This is a genomic window from Jeongeupia wiesaeckerbachi (assembly GCF_050916355.1).
GTDB classification, from domain to species: domain Bacteria; phylum Pseudomonadota; class Gammaproteobacteria; order Burkholderiales; family Chitinibacteraceae; genus Jeongeupia; species Jeongeupia wiesaeckerbachi.
In genome coordinates this window covers 1520866-1536310 of the sequence record NZ_CP136946.1, presented here as the reverse complement: position 1 = coordinate 1536310, position 15445 = coordinate 1520866, and the positions used below count along the sequence as shown (strand labels likewise).

At 60.8% G+C, this 15445-nt stretch carries 14 protein-coding genes and 1 tRNA gene; 8 read left to right on the top strand and 7 right to left on the bottom strand.

The features are described 5' to 3' along the window. Positions 1 to 2: 2 nt before the first annotated feature. From R0382_RS07515 to rplU, 5 genes are all read right to left on the bottom strand, one after another. A complete protein-coding gene (locus R0382_RS07515) occupies positions 3 to 1268 on the bottom strand; it encodes a hypothetical protein (protein WP_432723608.1) in 1266 nt (421 codons plus the stop codon). Positions 1269 to 1273: 5 nt separating this feature from the next. After that, entirely contained in the window at positions 1274 to 2134 is an 861-nt protein-coding gene (locus tag R0382_RS07510; protein ID WP_432723607.1) for a beta-1,6-N-acetylglucosaminyltransferase, read from the bottom strand. A gap of 9 nt (positions 2135 to 2143) precedes the next feature. Then, the gene (gene obgE, locus R0382_RS07505) at positions 2144 to 3283 is read right to left on the bottom strand and encodes a GTPase ObgE (protein ID WP_432723606.1); all 1140 of its coding nucleotides are present in this window, start codon (positions 3281 to 3283) and stop codon (positions 2144 to 2146) included. A 70-nt stretch (positions 3284 to 3353) separates the two neighbouring features. Continuing rightward, positions 3354 to 3626 carry a 50S ribosomal protein L27 gene (gene rpmA / locus R0382_RS07500; RefSeq protein ID WP_070529294.1) on the bottom strand — a complete coding sequence of 91 codons (273 nt, stop codon included), beginning with the start codon at positions 3624 to 3626 and terminating at the stop codon, positions 3354 to 3356. Between the two features lie 17 nt (positions 3627 to 3643). Next, entirely contained in the window at positions 3644 to 3958 is a 315-nt protein-coding gene (gene rplU / locus R0382_RS07495; protein ID WP_070529298.1) for a 50S ribosomal protein L21, read from the bottom strand. A 233-nt stretch (positions 3959 to 4191) separates the two neighbouring features. On the opposite strand from rplU, the gene R0382_RS07490 reads away from it, so the two are divergent. The 3 genes from R0382_RS07490 (at position 4192) to R0382_RS07480 (ending at position 5787) form a co-directional block, all read left to right on the top strand. After that, a complete protein-coding gene (locus tag R0382_RS07490; RefSeq protein WP_432724138.1) occupies positions 4192 to 5121 on the top strand; it encodes a polyprenyl synthetase family protein in 930 nt (309 codons plus the stop codon). A gap of 65 nt (positions 5122 to 5186) precedes the next feature. Next, positions 5187 to 5263, top strand: a tRNA-Pro gene (locus tag R0382_RS07485). A gap of 197 nt (positions 5264 to 5460) precedes the next feature. Further along, positions 5461 to 5787, top strand: coding sequence for a DUF3135 domain-containing protein (locus R0382_RS07480; protein WP_432723605.1), 327 nt, complete (start codon positions 5461 to 5463; stop codon positions 5785 to 5787). Between the two features lie 9 nt (positions 5788 to 5796). Here the strand turns inward: R0382_RS07480 and dinB are convergent, their stop codons facing one another. Further along, positions 5797 to 6855, bottom strand: coding sequence for a DNA polymerase IV (gene dinB, locus R0382_RS07475; RefSeq protein WP_432723604.1), 1059 nt, complete (start codon positions 6853 to 6855; stop codon positions 5797 to 5799). 169 nt (positions 6856 to 7024) lie between these two features. On the opposite strand from dinB, the gene leuS reads away from it, so the two are divergent. From leuS to wecB, 5 genes are all read left to right on the top strand, one after another. Beyond that, positions 7025 to 9628 (top strand): leucine--tRNA ligase, encoded by a 2604-nt coding sequence (leuS, locus tag R0382_RS07470; RefSeq protein WP_432723603.1) that lies wholly within the window; start codon positions 7025 to 7027, stop codon positions 9626 to 9628. 43 nt (positions 9629 to 9671) lie between these two features. Then, complete coding sequence (lptE, locus tag R0382_RS07465; protein ID WP_432723602.1) at positions 9672 to 10223, top strand: LPS assembly lipoprotein LptE; 552 nt, start codon at positions 9672 to 9674, stop codon at positions 10221 to 10223. Beyond that, on the top strand, positions 10223 to 11227 hold the full coding sequence (holA, locus tag R0382_RS07460; RefSeq protein WP_432723601.1) for a DNA polymerase III subunit delta: 1005 nt from the start codon (positions 10223 to 10225) through the stop codon (positions 11225 to 11227). The genes lptE and holA overlap by 1 nt, the downstream gene beginning before the upstream one ends. A 53-nt stretch (positions 11228 to 11280) precedes the next feature. Continuing rightward, the gene (rng, locus tag R0382_RS07455; protein WP_432723600.1) at positions 11281 to 12732 is read left to right on the top strand and encodes a ribonuclease G; all 1452 of its coding nucleotides are present in this window, start codon (positions 11281 to 11283) and stop codon (positions 12730 to 12732) included. A 150-nt stretch (positions 12733 to 12882) separates the two neighbouring features. Continuing rightward, complete coding sequence (gene wecB / locus R0382_RS07450; protein WP_432723599.1) at positions 12883 to 14025, top strand: non-hydrolyzing UDP-N-acetylglucosamine 2-epimerase; 1143 nt, start codon at positions 12883 to 12885, stop codon at positions 14023 to 14025. Positions 14026 to 14259: 234 nt separating this feature from the next. On the opposite strand, the gene R0382_RS07445 is transcribed toward wecB, so the two are convergent. Next, a complete protein-coding gene (locus R0382_RS07445) occupies positions 14260 to 15387 on the bottom strand; it encodes a hypothetical protein (RefSeq protein WP_432723598.1) in 1128 nt (375 codons plus the stop codon). Positions 15388 to 15445 lie beyond the last annotated feature (58 nt).

Below are 15445 nucleotides of genomic sequence, written 5' to 3'. Positions count from 1 at the left end.
GACTACTCGCTGCGCAGCGGCATCAGCCGGCCGCGGGAAATGGTGGCCACCTCGGGGTGGTCGAGTTCGTCGACGCTGGCGTCGGTTTCAAGCCGCAGCGGCAGCTTGACCAGATCGGCGACGACGCTTTGCTCCAGCGCGGCGTCGGCATCGCCGAGCAGCGCGAGCAAGGACAACCGGTAGGCGGTTTCGTGGTAGGTATCGGCGAGGACCGACTCGGTCAGCGACGCCGGCAGCCCCTGGCCAGCAAGCGCGGCCAGTTCTTCATACAGGGCCTCGGCGGCGAGCAAGCGCTCGGCTTCGAGTTCATCGACGACAGGCGCGGCGCTCGACGACGGCAGTTCGCTGGCGACGTGCTCGGTACGCACGCGGCCGGTAATTTCGAATTCGGCAACATCGAGCAACTCGTCGCTGGTCGCGAACAGCGGCTCCGGATGGAAGGCCAGCAGGCCGTCGGCGAGCGACGCCAGCGCGGCCTGACTCTGGCCACGCAGCCAGTCGGCGACGTTGGTCGACGTCAGCCCGGATTCGCCCAGGTGAACGCGCTGCGCAGCGAGTTCGGACAGGCGGCGCTGGAATACGCCGGTGAGTCGCAGCATCCGGCTCTGTGCGTAGGCGATCGACTGGGCCAGGTTGAGCGTCGGCAGATCGAGCGTGTCGTCGCCCAGCAAGGCGCGCATCACTTCGGTACCTTTCTCGACCCAGCGCCAGACGCTGTCGAGCTTGTCGCGCGCGCTGCGGATGCGGAATTCGGATTGCGATTCGAGCGCGGCCTCGAAATCGGCGTACAGCTCGTTCAATCGTGCCAGCAGGTGTTGCAGGGCTTCGGCCGAGACTTCGCCGACCGACTGGCCGGCGGCCACCTGGCCGGTCAGGTAACCGAGTTCGGCGTCCTCACCGGCAAACTGCGTCAGCGTCGTCACCGCCGCCAGCGCAATCCGGCCCGGCTCGGACAGCGCATACAGCTGCGCGTCGCTGTCCCAGACCAGCAGGTCGTTCTGGCGCAAGCGCGCGAGCACGGTTTCGAGCTTGATCGGGTTCAGGTAGGCGAAGTGCGATTGCAGTTCCTGCGGCGTCCAGCGCGGCGCATTGGCGCGCGCGCCGATTTCACGCAGTACCAGCAGCCGTACCAGTACTTCGTCCTCACCACCGCGGAACAGCGTGATGAAGGCATTGAGCACCGGCCTGGCGCGCATCAGCCCGGCCAGCGGGCCGAGATCGGCGGGCACGAAGCCGGGGGCAAAGAAGTCGTCGAGCGTCGATTCCATCGGATCTAGATCGTGGTGACGCGCGCGGCGAGCGCGGCGTCGAGTTGGGCGGTCAGTACGCCATCGGTGGCGAACTTGCGCGCGAACAATGCATCGCTGGCCAGCAAGGCCGGCAGGTCGGCCTCCGTCAGCGTCGCCGGCGACCATGCACCGGGCGTCCAGACCAGATGCCGCAGCGGATCACGCGCCAGCCGGTCGGCCAGCGGTGTGCGCATCAGCACGGTCTGGATGAACATTTCGTCAGGCACCAGCGTACTGCGAAAGAAGTCGACCGCCTTAGGGTATTCGTCACAGAAGCGCAGCACCGCGTCGACGGCATCGTGGCGCAAACACCACCACTGCGAGCCGGCCCAGACGGCGGTCAACGGCGGCGGCGGACGACGGCGCAGCCCCAGATGGCGCAGGCCACGCTGCAGTTTCTGCAAGGCACGCCCGGCCGGTCGGCCGTTCAGTGCCTCGGGATGCCACGCCTGCCAGCGGTAGCGGACGTCGAATCCGGCCTCGGAACGCAGGTCGAGATAGCCGGCGACGTCGCCTTGCGACAGCCGCGCAACGATGTCGGCGTGCGATTTGATCGGGTAATCGGCGCCCGACAGCAGCACCAGCCAGTCACAGCCGTCGGCACGCGCCGCGCGCATCAGTTCGAGCGTCGCGGCGACCAGCGAGAACCCGCCCCAGCGGCAAGGCCGGCGCGCGATGAAGCGGGTGCCGGCCGGCGCGGCGGCCTGCATGTCGGCAAACACATCGGCCGGCGTATTGGCGTCGACGTGGACGTAGACGTGCACGTCCGGCGCCGAAAGCCGGCCGATCAGCCGCGCCAGCTGTGCCGGCGCGGTATGGGCAAGAACAAGGTACGCCAACCGCATTGCGGCAGATCAGTCCTCGTCGCCGTCGAAGGCGTCGAGCGCACCGGCTTCGGAGGAGGTCAACGCCGGCTCGGGCGTCGGTTCGAGCGGTACTTCGCTCGGGCGCACCGCGTCGAGGTAATCCATGATCGCGTAGGTCAGCTCACGGGTGTTCTCGCCGGTCAGGCCGGAGATCGTGAACACGCGCAGCGCCTTCGGATCGAACACGTACTCGTTCTCCGGCGCCTGCCAGCCGTAGGCGGCGAGGAAGTCGGCGATGCGCTGCTCGCGCTCGTCTTCCGGCACCATGTCGAGCTTGTTCAGCACCAGCCAGCGCGGCTTGTTGTACAGGTCTTCGTCGTACTTGCGCAGCTCTTCGACGATAGCCTTGGCCTCGGCGACCGGATCGATGTTCTCGTCAAACGGTGCCAGATCGACCAGATGCAGCAGCACGCGGGTGCGCGCCAGATGCTTGAGGAAGCGGTGACCGAGACCGGCGCCTTCGGCCGCGCCTTCGATCAGGCCCGGAATGTCGGCGATCACGAAGCTGCGGTTCTCGTCGATCCGCACGACGCCAAGGTTCGGGTGCAGCGTGGTGAACGGATAGTCGGCGATCTTCGGCCGCGCCGCCGAGACGCTGGCAATGAAGGTCGACTTGCCGGCGTTGGGCATGCCCAGCAAACCGACATCGGCGAGCACCTTCAGTTCGAGCTTCAGTTCGCGCCGCTCGCCCTCTTCGCCCGACGTGGTCTGGCGTGGCGCGCGGTTGATCGAGCTCTTGAAATGGATATTGCCCCAGCCGCCCTTGCCGCCCTTGGCGAGGCAGACGCGCTCACCGTCATGCGTCAGGTCGGCGACGGTCTCGCCGGTTTCCGAGTCGACGATCAAGGTCCCGACCGGGAAGCGCAAGGTCACGTCGTCGCCGGCCGCGCCGTAGCAATCGGCACCGCGACCGGATTCACCGTCGCGCGCCTTGTATTTCTTGACGAAGCGGTAATCGACCAGGGTGTTGATGTTCTGGTCGGCAATGGCCCAGATCGTGCCGCCCTTGCCGCCGTCGCCGCCGTCGGGACCGCCGCGCGGAATGAATTTCTCCCGGCGCATGCTCGCCGAGCCCTTGCCGCCCTTGCCGGCGATGACTTCGATTCTTGCTTCGTCAATGAATTTCATAATGCCCTGTCCAGAAGCGAAAAAAGCCCTATCCCGCAGGATAGGGCTTTCTGACCGCGAGTTGCGAAGCTTACGCTTCTTCGCCGGTATACGGCAGCACGGTCACGGTGCGACGCTTGGCGGCACCCTTGATCGCGTACTTGACGTAGCCGTCAACGAGGGCAAACAAGGTGTGATCCTTGCCGATGCCGACGTTTTCGCCCGGGTGGAATTCGGTACCGCGCTGACGCACGATGATCGAACCTGCCGGAATCAGCTCGCCGCCATACACTTTGATGCCAAGGCGTTTCGCCTGGGAGTCGCGGCCGTTACGTGAACTACCGCCAGCTTTTTTGTGTGCCATGGTTAATCAGCTCCTGATTACGCGTCGATCGAATCGATGCGGATTTCGGTGTAGTTCTGGCGATGGCCCTGACGCTTCTGGTAGTGCTTACGACGGCGCATCTTGAAGATGCGGACCTTGTCGTGGCGACCTTGCGAAATGACCGTTGCCTTGACGGTAGCGCCAGCCACAAGGGGCGCGCCAATCGTCACTGCTTCACCGTTTGCCACCATCAATACTTCATTCAGTACGATTTGGCTGTCGATGTCTGCAGTGATCTGTTCTACTTTAAGTTTTTCGCCGATAGCAACTTTGTACTGCTTGCCACCGGTTTTTACGACTGCGTAAGACATAACAAGCTCCTGAGAGTTTGTGCTCAAAAAACGCCCCGCCCGAAGGCAAAACGATCCCCATCCACTACGGGGAACCCGGGATCATAGTGGCAACTTGCTTGAGAGTCAACAACTTAGCGCGCATCGGACGGCAAGCGCCGCCTTTCGTGCTAAGATCGCGGGCTTCATGAAATAGACGGCAGGACGAGACCAGCGTGTCGCTCGCGTTCGTACAATCGGTGATCGGTGCAGAAATGCAGGCGGTCGACCACCTTATCCGGCAACGACTCCACTCCGACGTCGCCCTGGTCAGCCAGGTCGCCGAGTACATCGTCGCCTCGGGCGGCAAACGGCTGCGGCCGATGATCGTGCTGCTGTCGGCGCGCGCGCTCGGCTACACCGGCGAGCATCACCGCGAGCTGGCTGCCGTCATCGAATTCATCCATACCGCCACCCTACTGCACGACGACGTCGTCGATGAATCCGCGCTGCGCCGCGGTCGCGACACTGCCAATGCCCTGTTCGGCAACGCCGCCTCGGTGCTGGTCGGCGACTTCCTCTATAGCCGCGCCTTCCAGATGATGGTCGGCTGCGGTTCGATGCGCGTGATGGAAACGCTCGCCGACGCGACCAATATCATCGCCGAGGGCGAGGTCTTGCAGCTGATGAATATCGGCAACGTCGACCTCGACGAAGCCGGTTACGTCCGCGTCATCCAATACAAGACCGCCAAGCTGTTCGAAGCCGCGGCCCGGCTCGGCGCCCTGCTCACCAGCGCCGACGCCGAAACCGAGGACAAGCTGGCGCGCTACGGCATGCATCTGGGCACCGCCTTCCAGATCATCGACGACGTGCTCGACTACTCGGGCAAGCAGGACGAGATCGGCAAGAGCCTCGGCGATGACCTCGCCGAAGGCAAGGCGACGCTGCCGCTGATCTACGCGATGCGCCATGGCACGCCCGAACACGCCGACGCGGTGCGCCAGGCCCTGACGCAGGCCGATCGCTCGCTGCTGCCGCAGGTACTCGCCGCGGTGCACGCGACCGGTGCGCTCGACTACGCCCGCGACATCGCCCAGCGCGAAGCCGATCTGGCCCGCGCACTGATCGCCGAGCTTGCCGACAACGACGACCGACGCGCGCTCGAAATCCTTGCCGAATTGGCCGTTGCACGGAATAGCTGACGTTTCTCGCGAAAGCGCTTGACAGCCCCCTAGGGGCTTACCATAATGGCGCTCTCTTTCGAGATCGGGGTGTAGCTTAGCCTGGTAGAGCGCTACGTTCGGGACGTAGAGGCCGGAGGTTCGAATCCTCTCACCCCGACCAGAATCTCAGCAAAAAGCCGCACATTGTGCGGCTTTTTGCTTTTCCACCCTCCCGCCCCAAGCCGACGCACGGCGCCGTTTTGCCGCTTACACTGGAACGATAGTGGCCCCGCGAACAGAACCGGACGCCTTAGCCGACCCTGCAGAGTCGCCTCGCACCGCCACCCAACCGGCCCGCCCCGGGCCCGGAGGTGCATCATGGCGCACGTCGACCTACCCGATTTCGATACCCTGGCCGCGCTGTACCGCCAGGACCCCGGCGCATTCGAAGCACTGCGCAGCAGCTTGTTGCAACAGGCCCTCGATGACGTCGAAGCCCCACGCCGGCAACGGATCGAGGCACTGCTGAACCACATTGAGCTGCACCGCCGGCGCGCCAAGAATCCGCTGCACGCAACCGTCATCGCCCACGAAATGATGTGGACCTCGTTCCTGACGATGAACTACGTACTGCACCACGGCGAGCGCCCCCCACAAGCCAGTGCAACACTCTTGCAGTTCCGCCCGCGCGCGCAGCTGCACTGACCCGGCGACTCAGCCCCACAGATCCGGCTGCTCGGGCGCCGGTGGCGCGTCACCTAGGCGTACGCCGACACCGAGCAGCCGCACCGGCTTGCCGCCGCGCGCCCATCCCTGCGACAGCAAGGCGGCAAAGGTCGACAAATTCGGCGCACCGGGCCCTTCGACCGTGGTCTGGCTGAAATCGTGGAACTTGATCTTGACCACCGGCTTGGCACGCTCGCTGGCGGCCCCGCTGCGGGCGAAACGCGCTGCGAAATCGTCGACCAGCACCGGCAACGCCGCAAGGCAGGCGCCGAGATCGGCGAGATCCTCCGCGTAGGTCTGCTCGACCGACAGCGACTTGCGCGCTCGGCTGCTGACGACCGAGCGTGCATCGATACCGCGACATTGCTGATGCAGCGACGCGCCCATCTTGCCGAAATGACGCACCAGCCGTTCGAGTGGCCACGCCTGCAAATCGGCGCACGTCCGCACCCCCATCTCTTCCAAACGCCCGGCCGTCGCCTTGCCCACCCCCCAAAGCTTGCCCACCGGCAGCGGCGGCATGAAGCCGGCCACCTCGCCGGGCGTGATCACGAACTGGCCGTCGGGCTTGCGCCAGTCGCTGGCGATCTTGGCCAGCAGCTTGTTCGGCGCAATGCCGGCACTGGCGGTGATGCCAACCTCGGCCGCGATACGCGCGCGGATCTCCTGCGCCATCAAGGTCGCACTGCCGCGACAATGCGCCAGGCCGGTGACGTCGAGATAAGCCTCGTCGAGCGACAGCGGCTCTATCCGCTCGGTGTAATCGCGGAAGATCGCGTGGATCGCCTTTGAGGCATCGCGGTAACGCGGAAAATCCGGCGGCAACAACACCAGCTTCGGGCAGCGCTGCAGGGCGGTGCGCGTCGACATCGCCGAACGGATGCCGAAGCGCCGCGCCGGATAGTTGCAGGTGGCAATCACGCCGCGACGCTCGGCGGCACCACCGATCGCCAGCGGCACATCACGCAGCGACGGATCGTCGCGCATCTCGACCGCCGCATAAAAGCAGTCGCAATCGATATGGATGATCTTGCGCTCGGCAGCCACGCAGTTACTCGCCCACCAATAGAATCGAGGCCCATATTGTACGATCGTTCTATACAAGGTGCGCGACATACCGCCATGCGGCACATTGACGCCCGAGGCGGCGTCCGCAGCCCGAGCGGCATGGCTTATAATCTGCGGCTTATCTCATTCGTCCTTCCGAGTATCCGGCATGCACGAGCACTACTCCCCGGCCCAGATCGAGGCCGCAGCCCAGCAACAGTGGGAAAAGAACCAGGTTTTCCAGGCGCTGGAAGACGCGTCCAAGCCCAAGTACTACGCGTGCTCGATGCTGCCCTACCCGTCGGGCAAGCTGCACATGGGCCATGTGCGCAACTACACGATCAACGACATGCTGGCGCGCCAGCTGCGGATGCGCGGCTTCAACGTGCTGATGCCGATGGGCTGGGATGCCTTCGGCCTGCCGGCAGAGAACGCAGCGATCGCCTACAAGAAGTCGCCGGCCGAATGGACCTACGCCAACATCGCCGACATGAAGTCGCAGATGCAGCCGCTGGGTCTGGCGTTCGACTGGTCGCGCGAGATCGCCACCTGCGATCCGGACTACTACAAGTGGAACCAGTGGTTCTTCCTGAAGATGCTGGAAACCGGCGTTGCCTACAAGAAGACCCAGATCGTCAACTGGGATCCGGTCGACCAGACCGTGCTCGCCAACGAACAGGTCGTCGACGGCCGCGGCTGGCGCTCGGGCGCGGTGGTCGAGAAACGCGAGATTCCCGGTTACTACTTCGGCATCACCCAGTACGCCGACGAGCTGCTGAACGATATCGACCAGCTGGAAGGCTGGCCCGACATGGTGCGCGCAATGCAGCGCAACTGGATCGGCAAATCCGAGGGCGTGCGCTTTGCCTTCGACCATGACATCAAGGACGCCAGCGGTGCGCTGATCAATGAGGGCAAGCTGTGGGTGTTCACCACCCGCGCCGACACCATCATGGGCGTGACCTTCTGCGCCGTCGCCGCCGAACACCCGCTGGCAACGCGCGCGGCCGAGCTGAACCCGGCGCTGCTGCCCTTCATCGACGAATGCAAGCACGGCGGCACCACCGAAGCCGAGCTGGCGGCGCAGGACAAGGTCGGCGTATCGACCGGCCTGTTCGTCACCCACCCGCTGACCGGCGAACAAGTCGAGGTCTGGATCGGCAATTATGTGCTGATGGGCTACGGCGACGGCGCGGTGATGGCGGTGCCGGCGCATGACGAGCGCGATTTTGCCTTCGCCAAGAAGTACAACTTGCCGATCAAGCAGGTCGTCGCCGTCGACGGCGAAACCTTCAGCACCGACGCCTGGGCCGAGTGGTACGGCGACAAAAGCCGCGGCGTGACGGTGAACTCCGGGCGTTACGATGGTCTGGCCTACAAGGCGGCCGTCGACGCGGTCGCCGCCGAGCTGGCCACCAAGGACGCCGGCGAGAAGAAGACCACCTGGCGCCTGCGCGACTGGGGCATTAGCCGTCAGCGCTACTGGGGCACGCCGATCCCGATCATCCACTGCCCGTGCTGCGGCGACGTGCCGGTGCCGTATGAAGACCTGCCGGTCGTGCTGCCGACCGACTGCATCCCGGACGGCTCGGGCAATCCGCTCAAGCACCGCGACGACTTCCTCAACGTCGCCTGCCCGAAGTGCGGCGAGCCGGCGCAGCGCGAAACCGACACGATGGATACCTTCGTCGATTCGAGCTGGTACTTCATGCGCTATTGCGACCCGAAGAACAGCGAGGCGATGGTCGGCGAGGGTACCAAGTACTGGATGGCCATGGACCAGTACATCGGCGGCATCGAGCACGCGGTCTTGCACCTTTTGTACGCACGCTTCTGGACCAAGGCGATGCGCGACGCCGGGCTGATCAACTTCGGCGAACCGTTCAAGAACCTGTTCACCCAGGGCATGCTGCTGCGTGACTGCTATTACCGCGAGGAAGCCTCGGGCAAGAAGCGCTGGTTCTATCCGGCCGAAGTCGATGTCCAGCACGACGACAAGGGCCGGCCGGTTGCAGCGATCGCCAAGGAAGACGGCCAGCCGGTGGTGATGGGCGGCATCGAGAAGATGTCCAAGTCGAAGAACAACGTCGTCGAACCGAAGGACATCATCGAGCAGTACGGTGCCGACACCGCGCGACTGTTCACGATGTTCGCCGGCCCGCCCGACCAGAGCGCGGCCTGGTCCGACAGCGGCGTCGAAGGCGCGTATCGCTACCTGCGCCGGCTGTGGAACTTCGGCTACAAGCACGCCGACGCGATTCGCGCCGCCGGCGCGCTGCCGGCCGAATTGTCCAAGGATGACAAGGCGCTGCGCTTCGAGATCCACAGCACGCTCAAGCAGATCGACGCCGACTTCGAACGGCTGCAGTACAACACCGTTGTTTCGGGCGTGATGAAGCTCCTGAACGCACTGGATGCGTATGCCGGCGACAACGCCGCGGTACTGCGCGAATCGTTCGGCATCCTGCTGCGCGCGATCTACCCGGCCGCGCCGCATATCGCTCACCAGCTGTGGTGCGAGCTTGGCTACGGTGACGAAATCGCCGACGCGACCTGGCCAACGCCAGCGGCGGACGCGCTGACGCAGGACGAGATCAAGCTGATGGTGCAGGTCAACGGCAAGCTGCGCGGCGAGATCCATGTCGCCAAGGACGCACCGAAGAACACGATCGAAGCCGCGGCACTGGCGCTGGAAGGCGTGCAGAAGTTCCTCGAAGGCGCGCCGAAGAAAGTCATCATCGTTCCGGGCCGACTCGTCAACATCGTCGCCTGATTGCCGGCCGGGCGCTGCCCGGCTCGTTTCACTGGAGTATGCAATGCGTTACCTGCTGATCGTCGCCACCCTGTTGCTCACCGCCTGCGGCTTCCACCTCCGCGGCCAGGGCGCCGGCGGCGCTTTCCCCTACGCCACGGCGACCGTCAGCGGCGGCGGCGGTACGGCCAACGCATTGCGCGAATACCTGTCGGTTCTGCCCGACGTGAAACTGCTCGACAAGCCAGACGAGAACACAGCGAAGATCGACATCGTCAGCGAAGGCGACAACCAGAAGGTGCTGACCGTCAACAGCTCGGGACGGGTCAGCGAGTACCGCGTTTATTACACCGTGCGCTTCCGCGTTCGCCAGGGCGACAACTATCTGATCGACGACGGCAAGGTTCAGTTGTTCCGCGACTACACCTACGACGAGAACAATCCGCTGGGCGAAGATGCCGAGAAGGCGCAACTGGTCGAAGGCATGCAGCGTGACGCCAGCCAGAACATCCTGCGCCGGATCAACGCCGCAGCGCGCAACGCGGAGAAGATCAAGGCCAATCCGCCCCCCCCGAAACCGTCGCAGACCGAGCAAATGATCAAGTCGCTGCAGTAATGCGTAGCGAACAGCTCGCGCGGCAGCTGGCCACCCGGCTGGCGCCGCTGTACACGATCCACGGCGATGAAGCCTTTCTCGCCCAGGAGGCCGCGCAGGCGGTGCGCGATGCCGCACGCCAAGCCGGCCATGCGGAGCGCGAAGTGCTGACGGTCGAGGCCGGCTTCAGCTGGAGCCGGCTGGCCTTGCTCGGCAACTCGTTCTCGCTGTTTGCCGACAAGAAGCTGATCGAGCTGCGCATCCCGACCGGCAAGCCCGGCGTCGAAGGAGCCAAGGCCATCGAAGCCTATTGCGCCGATCTGCCACCCGACACGATCACGCTGGTCCAGCTGCCGAAGCTGGACCGGGCCGGGCAGAACGCCAAATGGTTCCAGGCGCTGGCGACGCACGGCGATGTCGTCGAAGCCAAGGCCATCGATCGCAACGCGCTGCCGGGCTGGATGCGCGAACGCTTCGGCGCGCAAGGCCAGACGCTGGCACTCGACGCACTCGACTTTCTCGCCGATCGGGTCGAAGGCAATCTGTTTGCCGCGCACCAGGAAATCCTCAAACTCGGCCTGCTCTATCCGCAGGGTGAAATCACCCTGGCGATGCTGACGCAGACGATCGCCGACGTCGCCCGTTACGACGTATTCCAGCTCGGCGAGGCCTTGCTGGGCGGCGACGCAACCCGCTTCTGCCGCATGCTCGACGGCCTCAGGGCCGAGGGCGAAGCGCCGCATCTGGTGCTGTGGGCGATGAGCGAGGAAATCCGTGCGCTGTACCGGATCGGCCAGGGCCGCGCCCGCGGTGTGCCGATGCCGCAGCTGTTCAAGGAAAACCGGATCTGGGGCAACAAGCAACGCTTGATCGACGGCGCGTTGTCGCGCGTCGGCGGCAGCGCGCTGCGCGATGGCCTGGCGCGTGCGGCGCGGATCGACCGGCTGGTCAAGGGCATCGGCGATGGCGATGCTTGGGACGAGTTGCAACGACTGGGCCTGACGATCATGGGCCGCGCCGCCTGAGCCGGACGGCTTTCTGTTAAGCTCGACGTCCCGACCGACTGCCGCCGTCCGCAATGAAAGAAGAGATTCTCGTCAACGTTACCCCGCAGGAAACCCGCGTCGCCACGATCGAGGACGGCATCGTCCAGGACATCCATATCGAGCGCAGCGCGCATCTGGGTCTGGTCGGCAATATCTATCTCGGCATGGTCAAACGGGTGCTGCCAGGCATGCAGTCGGCCTTCGTCGAAATCGGGTTGGAGCGCGCCGCCTTCCTGCATATCGCCGACGTGATCGAACAGCGGCAAAATCCGAACGAAACCTTTCGGATCGAAAAACTGGTCCACGAAGGCCAGCCGGTCATGGTGCAGGTGATCAAGGACCCGATCGGCACCAAGGGCGCGCGGCTGTCGACGCAGATCAGCATCGCCGGGCGCTTTCTCGTTTTCCTGCCGCAGGAACACCATATCGGCATCAGCCAGCGGATCGAAAACGGCGACGAGCGCGAACAACTGCGCGAACGGCTGAACCGGTTGCTACCGCAAGATCACCACGGCTACATCATCCGCACCAGCGCCGATCACGCCACCGATGACGAACTCAAAGCCGACATCGACTATCTCGACCTGATCTGGGCCGACATCCTGCAGAAATCGCAAAAGCTGCCGGCCAAATCGTTGCTATTCCAGGATCTGTCGCTGCAGCTGCGCGCCTTGCGCGACATGGTCAACGCCGACACCGAAACGGTGCTGGTCGACAGCCGCGAGAACTACCTGAAAATGGCCGAATTCGCCGGTCGCTTCGTCGCCGACGTCGCCCCGCGCGTCCAGCATTACAGCGGCGAGCGGCCGCTGTTCGAGCTCTACGGCATCGAAGCCGAAATCGAGCGCGCGCTGAGCCGTCGCGTCAACCTCAAGTTCGGTGGCTATCTGATCATCGATCAGACCGAAGCGATGACGACGATCGACGTCAACACCGGCGGCTTCGTCGGCACGCGCAACTTCGACGACACGATCTTCAAGACCAACCTCGAAGCCACCCACGTCATCGCCCGGCAACTGCGGCTGCGCAACCTTGGCGGCATCATCATTGTCGACTTCATCGACATGGACAACGCCGAGCACCAGACGGCCGTGCTCGACGAACTGAAGAAGGCCTTGGCACGCGACCGCACCAAGATCACCGTCTCGACCTTCACCAGCCTCGGACTGATCGAGATCACCCGCAAACGCACCCGCGAATCGCTGGCACATGTGCTGTGCGAACCCTGTCCCACCTGCCAGGGCCGCGGCGAAATCAAGACCGCCGAATCGGTGTGCTTCGAAATTCTGCGGGAAATCCTGCGCGAGGAACGCCAGTTCAGTGCGCGTGAATATCGGATTCTTGCATCACAAGGAGTGATCGATCGGTTTCTCGACGAAGAATCAACTAATTTGGCGATGCTAGCGGATTTCATTACGAAACCAATTTACTTGCAGGTGGAAACTGCATATTCACAGGAACAGTTTGATGTGGTGCTCGTATAGATTAGAAAAAGCAGGCACCATCAAACCCTAAGATCAGTAATTCAGCCGACATAAAATTTATCCGCCCAATAGGCAAAAATTAAAAAAACATCAAGTCAGAATCAAGAATCCAGCACATCCGTCATCACCAATAAATGAAGCGTAAAAGCAATGAGAATTCTTGTCGTTTTCGGAACAAGGCCAGAAGCCATTAAAATGGCACCTCTTGTACAACAACTAAGTACTGACACTCGATTCGAAGTCCGAATCTGTGTTACAGCTCAGCATCGGCAAATGCTGGATCAGGTACTTGATCTTTTTGAAATCACTCCGGATTTTGATTTAGATCTTATGAAGCCTGATCAGGGCCTAACCGATATCACCAACCGCGTATTAATCGGACTACGTGACGTATTCAACGCCTGGAAACCAAATATGGTTTTAGTACATGGCGACACGACAACAACAATGGCAGCGAGCATAGCCGCATTCTACCAGCGCATCCCTGTCGGGCATGTTGAAGCAGGGTTAAGAACTGGCAACATCTACTCACCATGGCCAGAAGAAATGAATAGGAAAATTGCAGGTGCGATCAGCGCCATCCATTTCTCCCCCACTTCGACTAGCCAAGAAAATTTACTGCGAGAAGGCGTTGCGGCTGAAAGTATTCACGTCACGGGGAATACAGTCATTGATGCACTTTTAAAAATAAATCAGAAACTAAATTCGAACGAATCACTTACCATTGAAATGCGAAAGCATTTTCCTTTTCTCGATGCCGGAAAAAAATTAATTTTGGTCACGGGCCACAGAAGAGAAAATTTCGGCCAAGGTTTCGAGAATTTATGTCGTGCGCTCGCTAATATAGCCCAGCGGCCGGATGTTCAGATTGTGTATCCGGTTCATCTGAATCCCAACGTTCAAGAGCCGGTCAATCGGATTTTGTCCGGAATTGAGAACATCCATCTAATAGCTCCACAAGACTACTTGCCATTTGTCTACCTGATGAGCCAAAGCTATATCATTCTGACTGATAGCGGTGGTGTGCAGGAGGAGGCCCCTTCCCTCGGAAAACCAGTATTAGTTATGCGAGATACCACAGAACGGCCTGAAGCTGTCGAGGCGGGAACAGTGAAGCTAGTGGGCACTCACTCTGATACTATAGAAAATGAAGTGAATAACTTACTCGATGAATCTGTCTTTTACGATGCGATGGCTCTTGCCCACAATCCATATGGCGACGGGAAAGCCTCGGAACGTATTGCTGATATTATTTTCCAGAATAAAGCACAGATTACCGCAATGCAGCAATAAAAGAGCGACATCCCTGGCTCAGTAAAAATCAACAGAGCCAGGGTCATGCAGATTTATAATCACCTGTCGGAAAGCTAAACAATCATGGTATTTTCTTCAGTTTTTCAGAAGTGATTTTCATGGAGCCGAGCTTATAACATATATTACAAGGTAAGTCTGTCACGCCTCAAAAAATGCCATCTATTTCGTAGATCAAACAAAGAAAGCAGAAAATCCCAACGTGGGTCAAGCAGACTAATCAGCTAAATCAAGAAAAAAGTCGTCGAGCGCACCAAACCTGCAATCCCAATCATTTTCTTTTCTAAAATCAGCTAAAGACTTCCCGGTCAGACCTGTAGCGATAGTTTTCTGAAATAACCCCCGCCAGTCGCTCCCCGGCTCCATATGATATGCCTCACCGTTGAGAATACGCTCCGTCATAGTGCCGAATGCCGTTGACCAAATAGGCACCCCTAGCCCTCGCATTTCATAAAATTTAATCGGATCAACCGAGGAAGTTAATTTATTTCTACGAAATGGAATAATTCCAACGCCAAAGCGAGAAGTTTCGACAATCGCTTGAGTGAGCGAACACTCCGGATGAAGCTCAACATTGTTAGGCAAATCATTAGGAATAGACGTACGTAGCGGGCCAATAATTTTTACTCGCTTATCCGGCATAGCGCGTGCCATTTCACAGACGATATCCCAATCAAACCAGTCAGCAATTGTTCCAACATATCCAATCACCGCATGGTTACGCTCGATGGATGTCAAATCCTTAACTCTATCCATCTGGTAGGCATTTGGGAGCAAGACTGGCTGACGTTGGCGCTGACTGACCCGATGTCCCAATGACTCGGCCGACACATAGACACGATCGACAACATCAATCAGCTCTAGCTCACGTTGTCGCATCGATTTTGCTGACAATCCGGAATAGAACTCCGAAAAATCATCCATAATATCTAGAAAGCTTTTCCCTCGTTGCGCAGCAAACTTAATGGCTTGGGCAGCCAGAATACTTGGTCTTCCAACGCCAATACAACATGACTCATCGGCCAAAGCAATTTGGATCTCTCGCCACGTTCCTCGCCAAAGAAAATAGTTGAGCCAATTGATCGAGGTCAATGGCTCCAGAGGCAGTGCACGAGGGCGCAGCACCGAAATCCCATCTACAGGCTCAGAGACATCAGCGGAAGAGGAGAAATCAACGCTTAAGTCGGAAAGACGCGGCAATCGGGTTGGGTAGGGATCAATCCAGAGCACCCGCGTTACATGCCCACGTTTAAGCAAGTAGTGCATCATGTAATGCGGACGTTGCCAATAGCTAGAAAATGGAACCGGTGCGAAATAGACAATACCGTTTGACGCCATGGTCACAAAGTAATTTCCAAGTCAAACTAATGAATTAAAACGTTTTCGTCAAATTAAAGAAATG